Source organism: Microbacterium hydrocarbonoxydans (assembly GCF_011752045.1).
Taxonomy (GTDB): domain Bacteria; phylum Actinomycetota; class Actinomycetes; order Actinomycetales; family Microbacteriaceae; genus Microbacterium.
Genome location: NZ_JAAKXW010000002.1, coordinates 49,649 through 68,542, shown reverse-complemented (window position 1 = coordinate 68,542; position 18,894 = coordinate 49,649). Strand labels below are relative to the sequence as shown.

At 70.6% G+C, this 18,894-nt stretch carries 18 protein-coding genes; 12 read left to right on the top strand and 6 right to left on the bottom strand.

Annotation, left to right across the window (positions count from 1 at the left end; all coding sequences use genetic code 11):
* Positions 1–156 precede the first annotated feature (156 nt).
* Both G6G98_RS08705 and G6G98_RS08700 read right to left on the bottom strand, forming a co-directional pair.
* Positions 157–1,611 (bottom strand): dicarboxylate/amino acid:cation symporter, encoded by a 1,455-nt coding sequence (locus tag G6G98_RS08705; RefSeq protein ID WP_208321457.1) that lies wholly within the window; start codon positions 1,609–1,611, stop codon positions 157–159.
* Positions 1,612–1,748: 137 nt separating this feature from the next.
* Entirely contained in the window at positions 1,749–2,066 is a 318-nt protein-coding gene (locus G6G98_RS08700) for a hypothetical protein (RefSeq protein ID WP_164234762.1), read from the bottom strand.
* A gap of 227 nt (positions 2,067–2,293) precedes the next feature.
* Here G6G98_RS08700 and G6G98_RS08695 point away from each other — a divergent pair, with 227 nt between their 5' ends.
* From G6G98_RS08695 to G6G98_RS08675, 5 genes are read left to right on the top strand one after another with little or no spacing between them, the layout of a single operon-like run.
* Positions 2,294–3,745: an APC family permease gene (locus tag G6G98_RS08695; RefSeq protein WP_164234761.1), complete on the top strand. Its 1,452-nt coding sequence runs from the start codon at positions 2,294–2,296 to the stop codon at positions 3,743–3,745.
* The gene (locus G6G98_RS08690) at positions 3,745–5,109 is read left to right on the top strand and encodes a glutamine synthetase family protein (RefSeq protein ID WP_243842063.1); all 1,365 of its coding nucleotides are present in this window, start codon (positions 3,745–3,747) and stop codon (positions 5,107–5,109) included. Before G6G98_RS08695 ends, G6G98_RS08690 begins: the two co-directional genes overlap by 1 nt.
* Entirely contained in the window at positions 5,099–6,331 is a 1,233-nt protein-coding gene (locus tag G6G98_RS08685; RefSeq protein ID WP_164234760.1) for an amidohydrolase family protein, read from the top strand. Before G6G98_RS08690 ends, G6G98_RS08685 begins: the two co-directional genes overlap by 11 nt.
* Positions 6,328–7,572 carry a M20 metallopeptidase family protein gene (locus G6G98_RS08680; RefSeq protein WP_208321456.1) on the top strand — a complete coding sequence of 415 codons (1,245 nt, stop codon included), beginning with the start codon at positions 6,328–6,330 and terminating at the stop codon, positions 7,570–7,572. The genes G6G98_RS08685 and G6G98_RS08680 overlap by 4 nt, the downstream gene beginning before the upstream one ends.
* A complete protein-coding gene (locus G6G98_RS08675) occupies positions 7,569–8,903 on the top strand; it encodes an aspartate aminotransferase family protein (RefSeq protein WP_164234759.1) in 1,335 nt (444 codons plus the stop codon). Before G6G98_RS08680 ends, G6G98_RS08675 begins: the two co-directional genes overlap by 4 nt.
* Positions 8,904–8,918: 15 nt before the next feature.
* Here the strand turns inward: G6G98_RS08675 and G6G98_RS08670 are convergent, their stop codons facing one another.
* Together G6G98_RS08670 and G6G98_RS08665 are read right to left on the bottom strand one after the other, a co-directional pair.
* Complete coding sequence (locus G6G98_RS08670; protein ID WP_067355551.1) at positions 8,919–9,797, bottom strand: MurR/RpiR family transcriptional regulator; 879 nt, start codon at positions 9,795–9,797, stop codon at positions 8,919–8,921.
* Between the two features lie 35 nt (positions 9,798–9,832).
* A complete protein-coding gene (locus G6G98_RS08665; protein ID WP_164234758.1) occupies positions 9,833–10,735 on the bottom strand; it encodes a LysR family transcriptional regulator in 903 nt (300 codons plus the stop codon).
* 87 nt (positions 10,736–10,822) lie between these two features.
* On the opposite strand from G6G98_RS08665, the gene G6G98_RS08660 reads away from it, so the two are divergent.
* Complete coding sequence (locus G6G98_RS08660) at positions 10,823–12,340, top strand: aminotransferase class I/II-fold pyridoxal phosphate-dependent enzyme (RefSeq protein ID WP_164234757.1); 1,518 nt, start codon at positions 10,823–10,825, stop codon at positions 12,338–12,340.
* A gap of 49 nt (positions 12,341–12,389) precedes the next feature.
* Here G6G98_RS08660 and G6G98_RS08655 read toward each other — a convergent pair whose 3' ends face one another.
* Both G6G98_RS08655 and G6G98_RS08650 read right to left on the bottom strand, forming a co-directional pair.
* Positions 12,390–12,626, bottom strand: coding sequence for a helix-turn-helix domain-containing protein (locus tag G6G98_RS08655; protein ID WP_164234756.1), 237 nt, complete (start codon positions 12,624–12,626; stop codon positions 12,390–12,392).
* Positions 12,623–13,231 (bottom strand): hypothetical protein, encoded by a 609-nt coding sequence (locus G6G98_RS08650; RefSeq protein ID WP_164234755.1) that lies wholly within the window; start codon positions 13,229–13,231, stop codon positions 12,623–12,625. Before G6G98_RS08650 ends, G6G98_RS08655 begins: the two co-directional genes overlap by 4 nt.
* Before the next feature lie 199 nt (positions 13,232–13,430).
* On the opposite strand from G6G98_RS08650, the gene G6G98_RS08645 reads away from it, so the two are divergent.
* The 6 genes from G6G98_RS08645 to G6G98_RS08620 all read left to right on the top strand — a co-directional run bounded on the left by G6G98_RS08645 (position 13,431) and on the right by G6G98_RS08620 (position 18,795).
* Positions 13,431–15,959: an ATP-dependent Clp protease ATP-binding subunit gene (locus G6G98_RS08645; protein WP_067355567.1), complete on the top strand. Its 2,529-nt coding sequence runs from the start codon at positions 13,431–13,433 to the stop codon at positions 15,957–15,959.
* Positions 15,960–16,132: 173 nt separating this feature from the next.
* Positions 16,133–16,564, top strand: coding sequence for a hypothetical protein (locus G6G98_RS08640; protein WP_067355571.1), 432 nt, complete (start codon positions 16,133–16,135; stop codon positions 16,562–16,564).
* Positions 16,543–17,004, top strand: a complete 462-nt coding sequence (locus G6G98_RS08635; RefSeq protein ID WP_084788403.1) for a heavy metal-responsive transcriptional regulator — start codon at positions 16,543–16,545, stop codon at positions 17,002–17,004. The genes G6G98_RS08640 and G6G98_RS08635 overlap by 22 nt, the downstream gene beginning before the upstream one ends.
* The gene (locus G6G98_RS08630; RefSeq protein WP_067355575.1) at positions 17,001–17,504 is read left to right on the top strand and encodes an amino-acid N-acetyltransferase; all 504 of its coding nucleotides are present in this window, start codon (positions 17,001–17,003) and stop codon (positions 17,502–17,504) included. The genes G6G98_RS08635 and G6G98_RS08630 overlap by 4 nt, the downstream gene beginning before the upstream one ends.
* Before the next feature lie 9 nt (positions 17,505–17,513).
* Complete coding sequence (locus tag G6G98_RS08625; RefSeq protein ID WP_067355578.1) at positions 17,514–18,167, top strand: hypothetical protein; 654 nt, start codon at positions 17,514–17,516, stop codon at positions 18,165–18,167.
* A gap of 226 nt (positions 18,168–18,393) precedes the next feature.
* Entirely contained in the window at positions 18,394–18,795 is a 402-nt protein-coding gene (locus G6G98_RS08620; RefSeq protein ID WP_067355581.1) for a dehydrogenase, read from the top strand.
* The last annotated feature ends 99 nt before the right edge of the window (positions 18,796–18,894 follow it).

Sequence of the window (18,894 nt, the reverse complement as noted above, 5' to 3'; positions counted from 1 at the left end):
TCAGAAACGCGGGGGCGACCACTTCGGCGCCGCGGAACCACGGGGTGGGTGCGAGGGAGCGGGCGCAGTCCTGAGGAGTTGTGAACGAGGCAGGACGCGAGGAGCGCCCCGCCCCGCGAGGGGACGAGGCGCTCCAGGTGCGACGGAACCGAGGGGTCAGCGGGCGCCGACCGGCTCCGGGTCCTTGTCGGAGACGGCGCCCGGCTCACCGGCATCCGCTTCTCCGGCCTCGTCGGCGGCATCGTCCGCCGAATCGTCCGCGAAGGGCAGGCCCGCGCGCGGAGCGTTGTAGAGCTCCTCGTCGAGGATGCCCTCGCGCTTGGCGACGATGGTCGGGACGAGCGCCTGGCCGGCGACGTTGACCGCGGTGCGGCCCATGTCGAGGATCGGGTCGATGGCGAGCAGCAGGCCGACGCCCTCGAGCGGGAGGCCGAGCGTCGACAGCGTGAGCGTGAGCATGACGGTCGCGCCGGTTGTGCCGGCGGTGGCGGCCGAGCCGACGACCGAGACGAGCACGATCAGCAGGTACTGGACGATGTTGAGCTCGATGCCGAAGAACTGCGCGACGAAGATCGCGGCGATGGCCGGGTAGATCGCGGCGCAGCCGTCCATCTTCGTGGTGGCGCCGAACGGCACCGCGAACGAGGCGTACGAGCGGGGCACGCCGAGGTTGCGCTCGGTGACGCGCTCGGTGAGCGGCAGGGTGCCGATCGAGGAGCGGCTGACGAACGCGAGCTGCACGGCCGGCCACACACCGGAGAAGTACTGCTTGATCGACAGCCCGTGGGTCTTCACGAGGATCGGGTAGACGACGAACAGCACCAGTGCGAGGCCGATGTAGATGGCGATCGCGAACCAGCCGAGGGCGGCGAGCTTCTCCCAGCCGTACTTGACGACGGCGGCGCCGATGAGGCCGAAGGTGCCGATCGGGGCGATGCGGATGATCCACCACAGCACGCGCTGGATGACCTTGAGCAGCGACTCGGTGAACGCGAGGAACGGCTCGGCCTTCCTGCCGGCCTTGAGCGCGGCGATGCCGACGGCCACGGCCACGACGATGACCTGCAGGATGTTGAAGCTCACGCTCGAGGTTGCGCTGCCTGCCTCCAGGTCGACCTGAGTGTTCACGCCGATGCCGAGGAAGTTCTGCGGGATGAGGCCGAGGAGGAAGTTCCACCAGGTGCCGACCGTGTACGGGTCGCCGGGCTCGAGTCCGTCGCCGGCCTTGGAGCCGGGCTGGATGACGAGACCGAGCACGATGCCGATGGTCACGGCGATGAACGCGGTGATCGCGAACCAGAGCAGGGTCTGCCCGGCCAGGCGGGCGGCGTTCTGCACGCGGCGGAGATTCGAGATGCTCGCCACGATCGCTGTGAAGATCAGCGGGACGACGGCAGCGCGCAGCAGCGTGACGTAGGAACTGCCGATCGTGTCGAGGGTGGCGGAGAGGCCGTTCGGGGTGTCGGCCGTCGCGCCCAGCTGGCGGGCGATGAGGCCGGCGGCGATGCCGAGGACGAGGGCGGCGAGGATCTGGAAGCCGAACGAGGTCAGCAGCTTCCGGATCGGCCCGCGGGTGTCAGGCGCCTTCGCGGCGCGTGCGGTGGTGCTCATTGCAGGGGACTCCAGAATCGCGGCGCGCCGTGTGCACGCCCATGACCTCAACGCTAGGAGCGGCTGTTCATTCCCCGGGCGGGTATGACGAAGGATGACGGATGCTGCGCGTTTCCGTCACGCTCGGTCACGGGGCGTCACGCGGTGCAATCGGCGTAGTTGTCCGCGAGGATCTTCGTGGTGAGGTCGCGATCGGCGACGCTGGACTGCTTGTCCTCGCCGTTCGCGATGTAGTTGAGAGTCTCGTTCGACAGATCCGAGTCGAGGAGATGCTCTGCGAAGCAGGCGGCGGCATCCGCATCGATGTCCTCCATCTGCTGCTGCGCCGCCCACTTCTCCAGGCCGTCGGCGATCTGGTCGGCGGTCGGACGCGGGGCGCTGCACGCGGCGAGGGACAGGACGAGGGCCGTCACGGGCAGGGTCATCAGCAGGCGGGTTCTCCGGTCGACGCTCATGGGATCACGGTACGCCGTCGACCAGGTCGGCGTGGGGGCGAGTCACCCTTTCACGCTTTCGTACAGAAGAGGAGGCACGAACCCACCGACGGAACATCTGAAACACTCTTGGCAACGCACCCCCTTGTGTGTAATATCTGTTTCAGAATCGACCGGACCGGCGTCACCCGAACGATCCGGTTAGCCACCCTGGGCGTCAGAGCAGACGTCAGACCGAAAGGCCCGAAATGACTTCGACGACGAAGGTCCCGAGCGACGGAGCGTCCTCCGCCGGGACGACACCCCGCAAGACCCTCCGCCTCTGGGAGGTGGTCGCGATCTCGGTGGGCTTCATGGGCCCCGTGATGGCCATGTCCCTCAACGGCATCGGCGTGGCCGGCCTCGTCGGCTCCGGCGTGCCGTTCACGTTCATCGTGTCGTTCCTCGGCACCATGCTCGTGGCATACGCGTTCATCCGCCTCACCCGCTACATCACCCACGCCGGCTCGGTCTACGCGCTCGCCGGCTCCACCCTCGGTCCGCGCGCCGGCTTCTTCGGCGGCTTCGCCCTCCTCGGCACCTACGTCTTCTTCGCGGTCTGCATCGCCGGAGCCTGCGGCGTGTTCTTCGAGGCGATGATGGCCGAGTTCGGCGTCACCCTGCCCACCTGGACCTGGGTGATCATCCCGGTCGTGGTCGCCGTCTTCGCCCTCATCCTCAACGTCCGCGAGTCGACCGTCACCGCCCGCACCCTGCTCGGCATCGGCTTCGTCGGCATCGCCGCGATGGTCATCCTCTCGATCGTCATCATCGTCCGCGTGGCCTCCGGAGACGCCCCGGTGAGCACCGGCGTCGACCTCTCCGTGCTCCTCCCCGGCGATGCTCCGATCAGCGCGGTGATGACCGCCGCCGTCTTCGGCTTCCTGTCCTGGGCGGGCTTCGAGTCGGGCACGTCCCTCGGCGAGGAGACGCACAACCCGAAGCGGGTCGTCCCCAAGGCGCTGCTCCTCGCGGTGGTCGTCGCCGGCGTCATCTACGTGCTCGTGATGTTCGCGCAGACCATCGGATTCGGAACGGATGCCGCGGGCGTCGAGGCCTTCGCCGGAGCATCCTCGACCCTCACCACCCTGGCGTCCACGTACGTCGGCCAGTGGTTCGCCGTGCTCATCGCGATCTTCGCCTTCCTCGTCGCGTTCGCCTCGCTGCTGAGCTCGACGGCCGCCGCCGCCCGCCTGCTGTTCGCGCTGGCCCGTGACGGATTCGGACCGAAGTCGTTCGCGGCCGTGAACCCGAAGACCGGGGTGCCGGTGCACGCGACCGTGTTCGTCGTCATCCTCACCGTCGTCTTCGCCGTCGGATTCGGCCTGTTCGGCGCGACCTCGGTCGACGTCTACTACTGGTTCGCGACCATCGCCACCCTGTGCATGGTCGTCGCCTACGGCATGACCTCGGTCGGCGTGATCAAGCACACGTTCTCGCGCGGCTCGAAGATCCCGAAGTGGGAGGTCGTGATCCCCGTGCTCGGCCTCGCCTTCCTCGCCTACGTGTACTTCATCCAGATCGCGGGCCAGGTCGCCCCGTACTCCTACTTCCCGTGGATCTCCGGCGCGTGGTGCCTCATCGGCCTGGTCATCGTGCTCGTCAAGCCCTCCCTCGCCGACCGCATCGGCTCGCGGCTGAGCATGGAGGATCTGGACTGATGACCGAGCACCTCCGCCACCACGACAACGACGACACCCCCACCGGAACGGACGACATGGACAGCACCGCCGCGAACGACGAGCTCATCTTCATCGCCACCACCGACATCGCCGCCCGCACCAAGGGCCGCTCGATGCGCCTCGCCGACTTCGACGAGCGCACCTCGCTCGGCTGGGTGCCGGCGAACCTCGGCATCGGCTCCCTCGGGCACATCGTCGACGACATCCCCTACGGCTCCACCGGCGACCTGCGCCTGAAGCCCGATCCGAGCTCGCACGCCCGGGTCGACGGCATCCCCGGCCGCCCGCCGCTGAACGTCGTCTACGCCGACCTGGTGAACACCGACGGCACGCCCTGGGAGAGCTGCCCTCGCACCTTCCTGCGGGAGGCCGTGGAGCAGCTGCGCACCGAGTTCGGCATCACCACCCGCTCCTCCTTCGAGCACGAGTTCATGGACGTGAGCGCCAAGGGCGACCACCACCCGTTCTCCCTGCAGGCGTTCCGCCGGGCCGAGCCGCTCGGCTCCGAGCTCATGGCGATCCTGCACCGCGCGGGCCTCGAGCCGGAGACCTGGCTGCCCGAGTACGGTCGTCACCAGTACGAGATCACCGTCGCCCCGACCGACCCGGTCGCCGCCGCCGACCGCGCGATCCTCGTGCGCGACATCGTCTACGACCTGTTCGAGGCGCACGGCCGCGAGGCGTCCTTCGCTCCGGTCGTCGCACCGGGGGAGACCGGGAACGGCGTGCACGTGCACTTCGGCCTCGACGACCTCGACGGCAACACGCTCGTGTGGGACCCGTCGCGCCCCGGCCGCCTCTCCGAGCTCGCCGGGAGCTTCGCCGCCGGCATCGTGAAGTACGGCCCGTCCATGGCCGCGCTGTTCGCCCCGCTGGCGACCAGCTACCTGCGCCTGGCGCCGCACAACTGGTCGACCGCCCGCTCCTTCCTCGGCCTGCAGAACCGCGAGGCCCTGCTGCGGATCTGCCCGACGAACGAGATCGACGGCCGCGACCCCAGCCGCCAGCTGCACTTCGAGTTCCGCGGCGGCGACATCGGCGCGAACCCGTGGATCCTCCTCGGCATGATCCTCCGGGCGGGGATGGCGGGCCTGCGCGAGGGCCTGGGCACCCCGGAGATCGTCGAGGGCGAGCTCGACCTCGAGGACCGCCACGCCCACCTCGCGAAGCTGCCGCGCGACCTCGAGCAGGCGCTGGAGATGCTGAAGGCCGACGAGGTCGTCTCCGGCTGGTTCTCCCCGGCGTTCCTTGCGACGTTCGAGGCCATCAAGCGCGACGAGTTCGCCTCCGTGCAGGCGCGCTCCCTCGCCGAGCAGTGCGAGGTGTACGCGCGTGTCTACTGAGATCAGCCCCGCGGACGTCCCGCTGCTCGACCACCACTGCCACGGTGTCACGACGCAGAACCTCGGTCGCGGACTGTTCGAGGCGCTGATCACCGAGTCGGACTGGGATGCCCCGGACGGCACCACGCACTTCGACACCCAGGTCGGCTTCGCGATCCGCCGGCATTGCGCCCCGGTGCTCGGGCTCGAGCCCTTCGCGACCGCGGAGGAGTACCTGACGCGCAGACGTGAGCTCGGCGGCGCGGAGGCCAGCAGGCGGCTGCTGCGCGCCAGCGGGATCAGCGACTACTTCATCGAGATCGGCCATCGCGCCGACGAGATCCTGGATCCTGCGGGGATGGCGGATGCCGGCGCCGCACGAGCTTTCGAGATCGTCCGCCTGGAGCGCCTCGCCGAGGAGCTCGTGATCGACGGCTGCGACGCCGCCGGCTTCCGCGACGCCTACGCGCGCCTGCTCGACGAGCGGCTGCGCACGGCGATCGGCGTGAAGTCGATCGCCGCATACCGGATCGGCCTCGACTTCGCCCCCGAGCGACCGTCGGCCGCGGAGGTCGACGAGGCGGTCGTGCGCTGGATCGCGGCTGCCGGAGACACCGTGCGCCTGGACGACCCCGTGATCATCCGGCACCTGCTGTGGGCGGCCGTCGACCGGGAGTGCGCGATCCAGTTCCACATCGGCTACGGCGACGCCGACGTCGACCTGCACCGCTGCAGCCCGCTGCTGCTCACGGAGTTCCTGCGGCTGACGCGGCCGACCGGCGCGCGCGTGCTCCTGCTGCACTGCTATCCCTTCCACCGCGAGGCGGGGTATCTCGCGCACGTGTTCCCGCACGTGTACTTCGACGTGGGGCTGGCGATCAACTACACCGGCTCCCGCTCCGACGAGGTCATCGCCGAGACCTTCGAACTCGCGCCGTTCCACAAGATCCTGTTCTCCTCGGACGCCTTCGGCGCCGCCGAGCTGTACTACCTCGGGGCGCTGCTGTTCCGTCGCGGGCTGCAGCGCGCACTCGACGTGTTCGCCGAGCGTGACGGCTGGCCGGCGGGCGAGCGCTCCCGGGTCACCGAGCTCGTCGCGTGGCGGAACGCGCGCCGTGCCTACCGGCTCGACGACGCGCACTTCGCGTCGAGGACCGGCTTCATCGGCGCCGACGGCACCGTGATCGAGGGAGACGGCCCCGCGAACGACGGCACCGTGATCGAGGGCGGGGAGCGCTCGTGACCCCCACGCTGACCCGGCTGACCGACCTCGCCGCACGCTGGAACCTCGCCCTCGAGCGGGAGCTCCCGGCGGCCAGGCGGCTGCGGCGCGAGCTGCATGCCGCGCCGTGCCTGTCCGGCCAGGAGCATCCGGCGCGGGAGCGCCTCGTCGGCGCGCTGAGCGATCTGATCTCCTTCGACCGGCTGGCGGATGCCGGTGCCGTGGGCCGCACGGGCCCGGCCGACGGGCCGTCCGTCGCGATCCGCGCCGAGCTCGACGCCCTCCCGGTGACCGAGCTGACCGGTGCGAGCTTCGCCGCCTCGGGCGGGGTGATGCATGCCTGCGGGCACGACGTGCATCAGGCCGCCCTCGTCGCGCTGCTGCGCGCGGCGACGCGTCTCGACCTGCCGCTCGGACTCGTCGGGCTGCTCCAGCCGCGCGAGGAAAGCTATCCCTCCGGCGCGCTGGAGATGGTCCAGGCCGGCGTGATCGCAGAGCAGGAGATCGCCCACGTCATCGGCGCCCACGTGCACCCCGGCGTGCCCCGAGGAGCGGTCGCGTCCGGCGGCGGCTTCATCAACGCCGCCGCGGACGAGATCGAGATCAGGATCTCGGGGCGCGGCGGCCACGGCGCCTACCCGCACGACGCGAGCGACGCCGTCGCCGCGATCTCGCACATCGCGATCGGCCTCCCCGAGGTCGTCCGCCGCACGGTCAGCCCGCTGCGGCCGGCGCTGATCAGCGTCGGCACCCTCGCGGCGGGGGAAGGGGCGGCCAACGTGCTGCCCGCCGAGGCGCGGATCCTCGCGACGATGCGCACGACCGATCCCGCCGATCGGGCGACGCTGTTCGACGCCGTCCGCGAGATGGCCGAGCGCACCGCGCAGGCCTACGGCACGACGGCGACGACCACGCGCATCGAGGGGGAGCCCGCGCTCATCAACGACCCGACGCTCGCGTCCGGCGCCGACGACTGGCTGGCGCGGCTCGGCGTGGACGGCGCAGAGCCGATGCGCTCGCTCGGCGCCGACGACTTCTCCTACTTCTGCGACGCGGTCCCGTCCCTCATGCTCTTCGTGGGTGTCGAGACCGCCGGGGAGCATCCGCAGCCCGCGCTCCACCACCCCCGGTTCCTGCCGGGCGAGGACGCCGTCGACCTCGTGGCGCGCGCCCTGATGGCCGGCTACCTCGCGGCGGCCGAGCGAGTGCTCGGGATCGAGCACCACCGCGGCGATTCGAGCGAACCGGGCGAGGACGCATGACGGATGCCGAGCGGCTCATCGCCCGCGACGACGCGGTCATCGCCGGCGTCGAGAAGCTGCGGTTCTTCCCGCTCGCCGTGGAGTCCGGTCGCGGGGAACGGCTGATCGAACCGGGAGGGCGCGCCCTGATCGATCTCAGCGCGAGCTGGACGGCATCCGGATTCGGCCACGGCCACGAGGCGATCGCGGCAGCCATCGCGCACGCGGCCGTCGACGCACCGGGCGCGTCGATCCTGTCGGCCACGCACCCGTCGGCCGTCGCCCTCGCCGAGCAGCTGATCGCGCTCGTCCCGAGCGACCTGCCCCCGCACGCGCGCCGGGTCTATCTCGGCCATGCCGGCACCGACGCCAACGACGTGGCCATCCGCGGATGCCGGCACGCCACCGGGCGCCCCGGCATCCTGGCCTTCCAGAACGGCTATCACGGCGGGCTCGGCACGGCGCAGCGGATCTCCGGCGTGCACGTGTCGGCCGGCGTGACCGCCGATCCCGCCGTCGCCTTCCTGCCGTATCCCGACCCATACCGTCCGCACACCGGGGACCCGGCGACCGTCGTCGACGACGTGCTCCGCCTTGCGGCCGTCGAGCTGGCGCGCGGCGAGACGGCCGCGGTGATCGTGGAACCCGTGCAGTCCGACGGCGGCGTGATCGTGCCTCCGCCCGGTCTCCTCGCCGGCCTGCGGGCGCTGTGCGATCGGCACGGCGCGTACCTCATCGTCGACGAGGTGAAGGTCGGGCTCGGCCGTACCGGTCGCACGCACGCGTTCGAGCACGAGGGCGTCGTGCCCGACATCGTCACCCTGGGAAAGGCGCTCGGCGGCGGGCTGCCGCTGTCGGCCGCGATCGGCCCGGCGGAGGTGCTCGACGAGCCGGTCGCCTCCGCGCTGATGACGACCACGGGCAACCCGATCTCCTGCGCCGCCGCTCTCGCGGTGCTGGAGATCGTGCGCTCCGGCGTCGCGACCCGCAATGCGAGAGAGCGGGGCGATCAGCTCCGCGGGCTGCTGGACGAGTACGTGCGGAGCGGCCGCCCCGGTGCGTCGCGCGTCGGCGACGTGCGCGGACGCGGGCTCTCCCTCGGTCTCGAGCTCGTCGCCGACCGGAGGTCGGCCGAGCCCGATGCGGTGCTCACCGCCAAGGCCGTCTACCGGGCCTGGCAGCTCGGCGCCGTCGCCTATCCGGTGCGCGGCAACGTGATCGAGCTGACGCCGCCGCTCACCATCTCGGCCGAGGCGATCGACCGCGCCGCCGCCATCCTGACGGCAGCGCTGGATGACGCCGCGCTCGGGGCCGTCTCGGATGAGGAGATCGCGCCCTTCCAGGGCTGGTAGCGGCTCAGTCGCCGCTCAGTCGCCGCGATCGGCGGAACTCGTCCGCAGCTCCTCCATCGCCTCGACGCGCCGCCGGCCGGTCTCGCCGAGCCGATCGGTCACGCCGGCGATCACCGTCTCGACGACCGCCATCGCCGGGACCAGGGAGTCGAACGGCGACGGCGCGTCGACGTTCGCGGGAAGCACGGTCCCCGCCTCGTCCGCGGCCGGGGACAGCCAGCGGTCGGTGAAGAGCACCAGCTCGGCGCCGCGGTCGGCGACGCGGCGGGAGAAGCGCACGATCGCCTGGTCGTAGCGCCGGTAGTCGAACACCACGACGACGTCGCCGCGGCGCGTGTCGGAGACCGCGGCCAGGCGGCTGAACTCGTCGCCGGGGACGACGTCGACGTCGGGCCGCAGCAGCATCAGATGGGCGCCCAGGTACTCGGCGAGGAGCTGGCTGAACCGCCCGCCGATCAGGCGGATGCGTCGGCGCGGATCCGACAGCATCGCCACCGTGCGCTCGAACTCGCTCTCCGGCAGGTCGCCGAGCGTCGTGATGATGCTCTCCGAGAAGACCCGGGAGGCATGCGCGAGCTCTCCGTCCTCGGAGCGCAGATCGTCGCGCCCGTACTGCTCGAGCGGAGAGCCGAGGCGCTCCTGGACCTCCCGCACGAGGCGCTTCTGGAAGGCGGGGTAGCCGCTGAAGCCGAGACGCGTGACGAAGCGCACCACGGTCGGCGGGCTCACGCTCGCGCGCTGGGCGAGCTCTGCCACCGTGCCGAGACCGGCGATCGGATAGTTCGCGACGATCGCCCTGCCCACCTTGCGCTCGCCGGAGCTGAGCGTGTCGAGGGACCGCCTGATCAGCGCACTGACCGACCCGTCGCCGGTGTCCTGTGCGGCATCCGCCATGGCTGCACCCCCTTGTGAAACATACGTTACACGCGTCACGCCGCCCGATGCTCGATGGCCGTCCGGGCGATCAGCTCGGTGATCGCGGGGTCGAGCGTCGGCGCCGTGAGCAGCGTGATCTCGCGGGAGAGATCGGTGCCGCGCAGCTCCACGCGCGCCACGCCGCTCTGCGGATCGGGCCGGTCGGGCACGGCGAGCTCGGGCACGAGCGCCACGCCGAGCCCCGCCGCGACGTACGCGGCGACGACCCGGTAGTCGTCGCTGCGCGGACCGGGGAGCGGCTCGAACCCCGCGAAGCGCGCGGCCGCGAGGAAGGCGAGGTCGCCGGGGTCGGTCTCGCTGATGCCGAGGATCCATCGCTCCTCGCGGAAGTCCCGCAGCCGGCGCGGGCCGGATCCGGCGAGCGGATGCTCCGCCGGCACGATGAGCGAGAACCGCTCCCGGAACAGCGGCGTGCGACGGATGCCGCCGCCGAGGCGCGTGGGATCTCCCGGCCGTTCGAACACGATCGCGGCGTCCAGGGCCATGCGCCCAAGCAGCGCGGTGAGCTCGTGGAGCTCGCCCTCTTCGACGCGCGTGTCGTGGTCGGCCTCGGCGAGGGCGCGCACGAGACCGGGGAGGAGGCGGGCCGCGGCGGTCGGGAAGATCCCGAGCCGCAGGCGCCGTCGTCCGCCCTCGAGGGCCTTCGCGACGTCGGCGCGCGCGCGGTCCGCCCGATCGAGGATCGCCTCGGCGTGCGGGAGCCAGAGCCGGCCCGCGACGGTCAGCCGCGTGCCCGACCGCGAGCTCGCGATGACGGGGGCCCCGGTGACGCGTTCGAGTCCGCGCAGGTGGTGCGACACGGTCGGCTGGCTCCACTGCAGCGCCTCGGCCGCCGCGAGCACGGAGCCGTGCACGGCGACCGCCCGCAGGGCGAGGAGCTGACGAAGGTCGAGCACGAGCATCCGTTCGTTCAATATCTGGTATGGATGATTGCAGGATACTCGCGATTCCGTATGGGACACAGAAGGCGGAGCATGGATGTCATGACCACCGCATTCCTCGCCGACGAATCGCCCCGCCTCGACCCCGCGGCGGCCGCCTCGTCCACGCCCTACGCCGACGCCCTCGCCCGCTACGCGGCACGCGACACGGTGCGGCTGAACGTGCCCGGCCACTCGGCCGACCCGCAGGCGGCCCCCGCGCTCGCCGCGTACTTCGGCGAGGACCTGCTCCTCAAGGACGTGCCGCCGCTGCTCGCCGGCCTCGACAAGGGCGAGGACAACCCGCTCGCCGAGTCCCTGCGCCTCGCGGCCGAGGCATTCGGCGCCCGCCGCACGTGGTTCCTCACGAACGGCGCCTCGCAGGCGAACCGCATCGCGGCGCTCGCCCTCGCCGGCTTCGGCGACGCCGCGCAGCCGGTCCTGGCCCAGCGCAGCGCGCACTCGTCGTTCTCCGACGGCATCATCCTCGGCGGCCTCTCGCCGCGCTTCGTACAGCCCTCGATCGACGGCTGGTTCGGCATCAACCACGGTGTCTCCCCGCAGGCGCTGCGCGACGCCCTCATCGCGCTCGGCGACGAGAAGCCCAAGGGCGTCTACCTCATCTCGCCGAGCTACTTCGGCGCGGTGGCCGACGTCGCCGGCCTCGCCGAGGTCGCGCACGATGCGGGCGCGCCGCTCATCGTGGACGCCGCCTGGGGCAGCCACTTCGGGTTCCACGAGGACCTCCCCGAGAACCCGCTGCGCCTGGGCGCCGACCTCATGGTCTCCAGCGTGCACAAGCTCGGCGGCAGCCTGACGCAGTCCGCGATGCTCCACCTCGGCCACGGGGCGTTCGCCGACGAGCTCGAGCCGCTCATCGACCGCGCGTTCGGGCTGACGCAGTCGACCAGCGAGAGCTCGCTGCTGCTGGCCTCGCTCGACATCGCCCGGGACTCGCTGCAGAACGGCCGCGACCGCATCAGCGCCTCGATCGCCGCCGCCGAGGAGCTGCGCACGAAGATCCGCGCCGGCGGGCGCTTCCCGATCGCCAGCGACAGCTTCGACCGTTTCGACGACATCGTCGCCGTCGACCCGCTGAGGGTCTCCATCGATGTCGTCGACGGCGGCCTGCACGGCCCGACCGCTCGCGAGACCCTGATGGAGCAGGACGGCATCTACTTCGAGATCGCCACCGAGACCTGCATCGTCGCCGTGATCGCGCCCGGCGTGGTGCCGGACGTCGATCGCGTGGTCCGCGCCCTGCACGCGCTGCCGAAGGACCCGACCGTGCACGTCGACACCGCCGAGGCCCTCGGCGCGCTGCCCGAGCCCGGTCGCCTCGCGATGCTGCCGCGAGACGCGTTCCTGCGCGCATCCGAGTCCGTGCCGATCGAGGACGCCATCGGCCGGGTGTCCGCCGCGGCGCTGGCCGCCTACCCGCCGGGCATCCCCAACGTCCTCCCCGGCGAGGTCATCACCGCCGAGCTGGTGCGATTCCTGCAGCGCATCGCGTCGACGCCGGGCGGCTACATCCGCGGCGCTGCCGACCCGACCCTCGCGACGCTCGCCGTCGTGCGCTGAGCACCCGGGCCCGCACCGCGACACCCGATCGCGGTGCGGGCCTGCGGCGTCAGCGCTCGGCGAGCACCAGCAGCTCGCCGACCTCGCAGCCGAGAGCCTCGCAGATCGCGCGCAGCGTCGAGTAGCGGATCGCCCGCGCCCTGTCGTTCTTCAGCACCGACAGGTTCACGATGCTCACCCCGACCTGCGCGCTGAGCTCGGTCAGCGTCATCCCGCGCTCGGCGAGCAGCTCGTCGAGCCGGCAGTGGATGCCGGTGAACTCCTCGTCGCTCTCCGCCGGGGTCATACCAGTCCCTCGGTCTCGCGCCGCAGGCGGTCGCCGACCACGAAGACGGTGCCGATGATCGACAGGGCGAACGCCGCCAGCAGATAGGGGAACGGCTCGACCGTGAGCACGGCCGTGTCGAACGATCCGTCCGTCACCTGCGCGATCGCGGCGTTCGCGAGCATGTTGTCGAAGAAGCGGGATGCCGCGGCGCCGATCAGCCCGACGATCCCGCCTCCCATGACGAGCCCCGTGTTCACCTTGCCGAACACGACTCCGCGCAGGAGGTTGCGGCTGAGGGCGAGGAGGCAGAAGACGACGCCGACGACGGTGGCCGCGAACGCGATCTGCCCGAGGACGCCGGACGCGACGCCCATCGGCATGAGTCCGTCGACGGTGACGACGCCGCGATCGAGCAGGACGGGGAGCGTCTCCTCGCCGGCGGTCGCCTGCGCGGCGGTGTCGACGAACTCCGCGAGAACCTGCACCTTCCCGCCGGACGTGAGCTCGGCGATGCGCAGAGCCGCCATCCAGGCTGAGGTGACGGCGATGCCGACGCCGATGATCGCGAACAGGGCGAGCGCCAGGGTGTCACCGGTGCTCAGGACGCGCTGCTGATCCTTCATCGCCATTCCTTATCGAATGTCATTGTTATATCGAATGTCATTGTTATCGACTTTCGTTAACATAACGACTCTCGATAAGAACGTCAAGAGTGCGGTATGCCCACGGCGAACACGGGCATACGGCATCCCCCCGGTGGTTACTCTCGATGTATCAGCGCTTCGACCCCGTGTATTCGGGGAACGAACCAAGGAGTGAACAATGTTCGAGAGATTCACGGACCGAGCCCGTCGAGTGGTCGTCCTCGCCCAGGAAGAGGCGAAGATGCTCAACCACAACTACATCGGAACCGAGCACATCCTGCTCGGCCTCATCCACGAGGGCGAGGGCGTCGCCGCCAAGGCGCTCGAAAGTCTCGGCATCTCCCTTGACGCCGTCCGCGAGCAGGTGCAGGACATCATCGGCCAGGGTCAGCAGCAGCCGACCGGCCACATCCCGTTCACGCCGCGCGCCAAGAAGGTGCTCGAGCTCAGCCTCCGCGAGGCCCTGCAGCTCGGCCACAACTACATCGGCACCGAGCACATCCTGCTCGGTCTCATCCGCGAGGGCGAGGGCGTCGCCGCACAGGTGCTGGTCAAGCTCGGCGCCGACCTGAACAAGGTCCGCCAGCAGGTCATCCAGCTGCTCTCCGGTGCTCCCGGCCGCGAGCCCGCGGCCGTCGGCGCGCAGACCAACGAGACCCAGGGCAGCCAGGGCGGCTCCGCCGTGCTCGACCAGTTCGGCCGCAACCTCACGCAGGCCGCGCGCGAGAACAAGCTCGACCCGGTGATCGGGCGCGAGAAGGAGGCGGAGCGGGTCATGCAGATCCTCTCCCGCCGCTCCAAGAACAACCCCGTCCTGATCGGCGAGCCCGGCGTCGGCAAGACCGCCGTCGTCGAGGGTCTCGCGCAGGCCATCGTCAAGGGCGACGTGCCCGAGACGCTGAAGGACAAGCAGCTCTACTCGCTCGACCTCGGCTCGCTCATCGCTGGCTCCCGCTACCGCGGAGACTTCGAGGAGCGCCTCAAGAAGGTCACCAAGGAGATCCGCACGCGCGGCGACATCATCGTCTTCATCGACGAGATCCACACCCTCGTGGGTGCGGGTGCCGCCGAGGGCGCGATCGACGCCGCCAGCATCCTCAAGCCGCTGCTGGCCCGCGGCGAGCTGCAGACGATCGGCGCGACCACGCTCGACGAGTACCGCAAGCACTTCGAGAAGGATGCCGCTCTCGAGCGACGCTTCCAGCCGGTGCAGGTGAACGAGCCGACGCTGCCGCACGCGATCAACATCCTCAAGGGGCTGCGCGACCGCTACGAGGCGCACCACAAGGTGCAGATCACCGACGGCGCCATCGTCGCCGCGGCGAACCTCGCCGACCGCTACGTCTCCGACCGGTTCCTGCCGGACAAGGCCATCGACCTGATCGACGAGGCCGGCGCCCGCCTGCGCCTCAGCATCCTGTCGTCGCCGCCCGAGCTGCGCGAGTTCGACGAGAAGATCGCCGCCGTTCGCGAGCAGAAGGAGCAGGCTTCGGAGGATCAGGACTTCGAGAAGGCCGCGGCCCTGCGCGACGAGGAGAAGAGCCTCCTCGCCGAGCGCCTCCGCCTGGAGAAGCAGTGGCGCTCGGGTGACGTCTCGTCGCCGGCCGTGGTCGACGAGGGCCTGATCGCCGAGGTGCTCGCGCAGGCCACCGGCATCCCGGTGTTCAAGCTCACCGAGGAGGAGTCCAGCCGCCTCGTCTTCATGGAGAAGGCGCTGCACCAGCGCGTCATCGGCCAGGAGGAGGCCATCGCGGCTCTCTCCAAGACGATCCGCCGTCAGCGTGCGGGCCTCAAGGACCCGAAGCGCCCCTCCGGCTCGTTCATCTTCGCCGGCCCCACCGGCGTCGGAAAGACCGAGCTCGCCAAGGCGCTCGCCGAGTTCCTCTTCGACGACGAGGCCGCGCTGATCTCCCTCGACATGAGCGAGTTCGGCGAGAAGCACACCGTCTCCCGTCTGTTCGGCGCCCCTCCCGGGTTCGTCGGATTCGAGGAGGGCGGCCAGCTCACCGAGAAGGTGCGCCGCAAGCCGTTCAGCGTCGTGCTCTTCGACGAGATCGAGAAGGCGCACCCTGACATCTTCAACTCGCTCCTGCAGATCCTCGAGGAGGGTCGTCTCACCGACGGTCAGGGCCGGATCGTGGACTTCAAGAACACGGTCATCATCATGACCACCAACCTCGGTGCGCGCGACATCGCCGGCGGTCCCGTCGGCTTCCAGATCGAGGGCAGCAACGCCTCGACCTACGAGCGGATGAAGGGCAAGGTCAACGAGGAGCTGAAGCGCCACTTCAAGCCCGAGTTCCTGAACCGCGTCGACGACATCATCGTGTTCCCGCAGCTCACCAAGGACGAGCTGGTGCAGATCGTGGATCTGTTCACCAAGCGCCTCGGGGAGCGCCTGCTGGACCGCGACATGACGATCGAGCTGTCGCAGGCCGCCAAGGAGCGTCTCATCGAGATCGGCTTCGACCCGGCGCTCGGCGCCCGTCCGCTGCGTCGCGCGATGCAGCACGAGGTCGAGGACCGGCTCTCCGAGAAGATCCTGCACGGCGAGCTCAACTCCGGCGACCACGTGAAGGTCGACGCGAAGGACGGGGAGTTCCTGTTCGAGCACGGCCCGCGCGGCGAGAAGGTCGCCGTCGGCATCAACACCGGCGGTGGCGGGATCTCCGGCACCCCCGACCTGGCGGTCGCCAGCGGGGAGTGACCTCCGGGCGAAGACCTCCGGGTGAACGAAGGGGCGGATGCTGCGGCATCCGTCCCTTCGTCGTTCCCGGGGGGCGTCGCGCACGATGGCGCGCCCGATGGCGCGCAGGATGGCGTGCCCGGTGCCGCGCCGGATTTGACCCTGCACCATGGTTCAGGGCCGAGGCTGGCGTCATGACAGACACCGCACTCCTTGAAGTCCCTGCCGCGACCCGCCCCCGCTGGGGCCTCGCCGGCGCCGTGTACGACCTGGTCGTGACCGTCGGCTTCGCCACCCCGTTCACCGCTCCGGTCCTCCTGGGCGCGACCCGCTGGATCCACGACGCGCTGGGGCTCCCCGGCGCCCGGCTGCCGGAGTTCGACGCGGCGGCGGTGATGTTCGTCAGCCTGTTCGGCACGGTCGTCACGATGTGGGCGATCGCCCGGATCCTCCGCCCGGCCCCGGTGCTGATCGCGATCGACACGGCCGGGCGCGCGGCTTTCGCGCTGTGGATGACGTGGGCGCTGTTGAATGGGCAGAGCACGACGGTCGTCGTGTTCCTGATCGGGGAGGTCCTGTGGCTGGTGCTCCAGTTCAGCGGGCTGTGGCGCCTGCGGCGTCGCTGACCATCGGCGGCCTCGCACGCGCCGCCGGCGTCGCCGTCAGCACCGTGCGGTTCTACGAACGGCAGGGGATCGTCGAACCCGACGAGCGCTCCCCGGCGGGCTACCGGTGGTACACGCCCGAGACGGTGCGCCGCGTGCGCTTCATCCGCCGGGCACAGAGCCTCGGCTTCACGCTTCGCGAGGCGCACGACGTGCTGCGCCTCGCGGACGAGCCCGAGCTCATCGTCCTCGGCGACGTCGCCGCGCAGGTGGCGGGGAAGATCGCCGAGATCGACGAGCGGATCGCCGATCTCGTGCGGGTGCGCGAGGCCCTGACGACGCTCGTCGACTCGGCGCCCGTGCATCCGCACTGCCCGATCGTCGAGGCGGTCGTCCCCGCCGGCGACGCGGACGGCGGAGAGGGCGTCGGCGCCGGCGCGGGTTCTAGGCTGGTGGTGTGAGCGAGTACATCGTCCGGCCGGCGCGGAGCGCCGACGTCGTCGGCATCCGCGACCTCCTGCAGCCGATGGTCGAGCAGCGCATCCTCCTCGGCAAGGACCTCGCGGTGCTCTACGGCGCGGTGCAGGAGTTCGTGGTCGCCGAGGCCGACGGCGAGCTCATCGGATGCGGGGCGCTGCACGTGTTCTGGGAGGATCTCGGTGAAGTGCGCACCCTGATGGTGCGCGACGACTGGCTGCACCACGGAGTCGGCGGCGCCATCGTCTCCCAGCTCGAGGACCACGCGAGGGTGCTCGGCCTGAGCCGCCTGTTCTGCCTCACCTTCGAGGTGGAGTTCTTCGGGCGCCGCGGCTTCACCCCGATCGGCGAGCAGGTCGTCGACCCCGACGTGTACTCGCAGCTGCTGCGCAGCGGAGACGCCGGCGTCGAGGAGTTCCTCGACCTCGCGCACGTCAAGCCGAACACGCTCGGCAACACCAGGATGCTCAAGCGGCTCGGTTAGCCTGGAGGCATGCCTCGTCAATCCGCCGCCGTCTATCGTCGCCGGCGGCTGGTGACGCTGATCGCGCTCATCGTCTTCCTGGCGATCATCGGCGTCTCGGTGTGGCTGCTGATCGCGCGTCCGTGGGCGGGCGCAGCGACCGAGCCGACCCCGGAGCCGAGTGCGAGCACCTCGGAGAGCGCGAAGCCCGACCCGACGGAGAGCAGCACCCCGTCGGCCTCGCCGGAGCCGACGCCGGATGCGACCCCGGGCATCGTGGCGTGCACGGCGCGCGACATCGTGGTGGAGGCGGTGACGGACTCGGAGGCGTACCCGGCCGGGGTGCTTCCGCAGCTCTCGATCTCGCTGACGAACAACGGCCCCGCGGACTGCACGATCGACGTCGGGTCGACGACCCAGGTCTTCACCGTGTCCAGCGGGAGCGACGTGTGGTGGCGGTCGACGGACTGCCAGGAGAACCCGAGCAGCATGATCGCCACCCTCGCCGCGGGCACCACCGTGGTGAGCAAGGTGCCGGTGACCTGGGACCGCACCCGGTCGAGCGTGGAGACGTGCGCGCAGGAGAACAGGCCGCGGGCGCCCGGCGGCGGCGCCTCGTATCACGTGGCCGTGGAGATCGGCGGGTTCAAGGCCGCCGCGACCAAGCAGATCCTGCTCTACTGACGGCTTCCGGAGCGCGGAACGCCCAGCTCCGGTGCAGACAGTCCGGTGCAACGTGGGATACCATGGGATGACTCTCGTGCATATGCGGCGGCATGCCATCCCCAGTGGCGTCGACTACAGCGTCCCCAGCGCTTCGACACTCGCCGTTCGAGAGTACGAGGGCCCTCTCGAGTACCCCAGTCCCCAATGGAGGACTCGAGAGGGCCCCAATCGTTAAGCTGGTTCCATGGCAGCGAAGAGGGCGAAGAAGAAGCCGGCACCCGAGGAGTTCCGATCGGATGCTCTGGCCCAGGCCCTCGAGAAGCAGGACGTCGCGGCCGTCGCCCTGGCCCTGCGGCACGGCACGACCGTCGTCCCGCTGAACAAGCCCGGAGCGCGCGACAATCCGCTCGACAGCGGCGAGGTGTGGACCTACCGCGACCCGCAGAGCGGCGACCTCGCGCTGCTGCTGTTCAGCGACGCGAAGAACAAGCCGGCCAACCTTCCGCCCGGGGTCGGCATCTACTCGGCCGACTGGCTGCGGAGGTTCCTCGCGACCCACCCGATCACGACGGTCTTCCTCGACATCGCGGGCCCGCACCCGATGCAGGCGTCACCCGAGGAGCTGCTCAAGGCGCTCGACGCCTGAGCCTCCTCCGCCTCGTCGGCCTGCCGTGGCCGGCGCCATGCCGGCCCCGATGCGGGTGACACGGAACCGTGGATCGAAAGTGCCGCTCGCGCGGGTCGT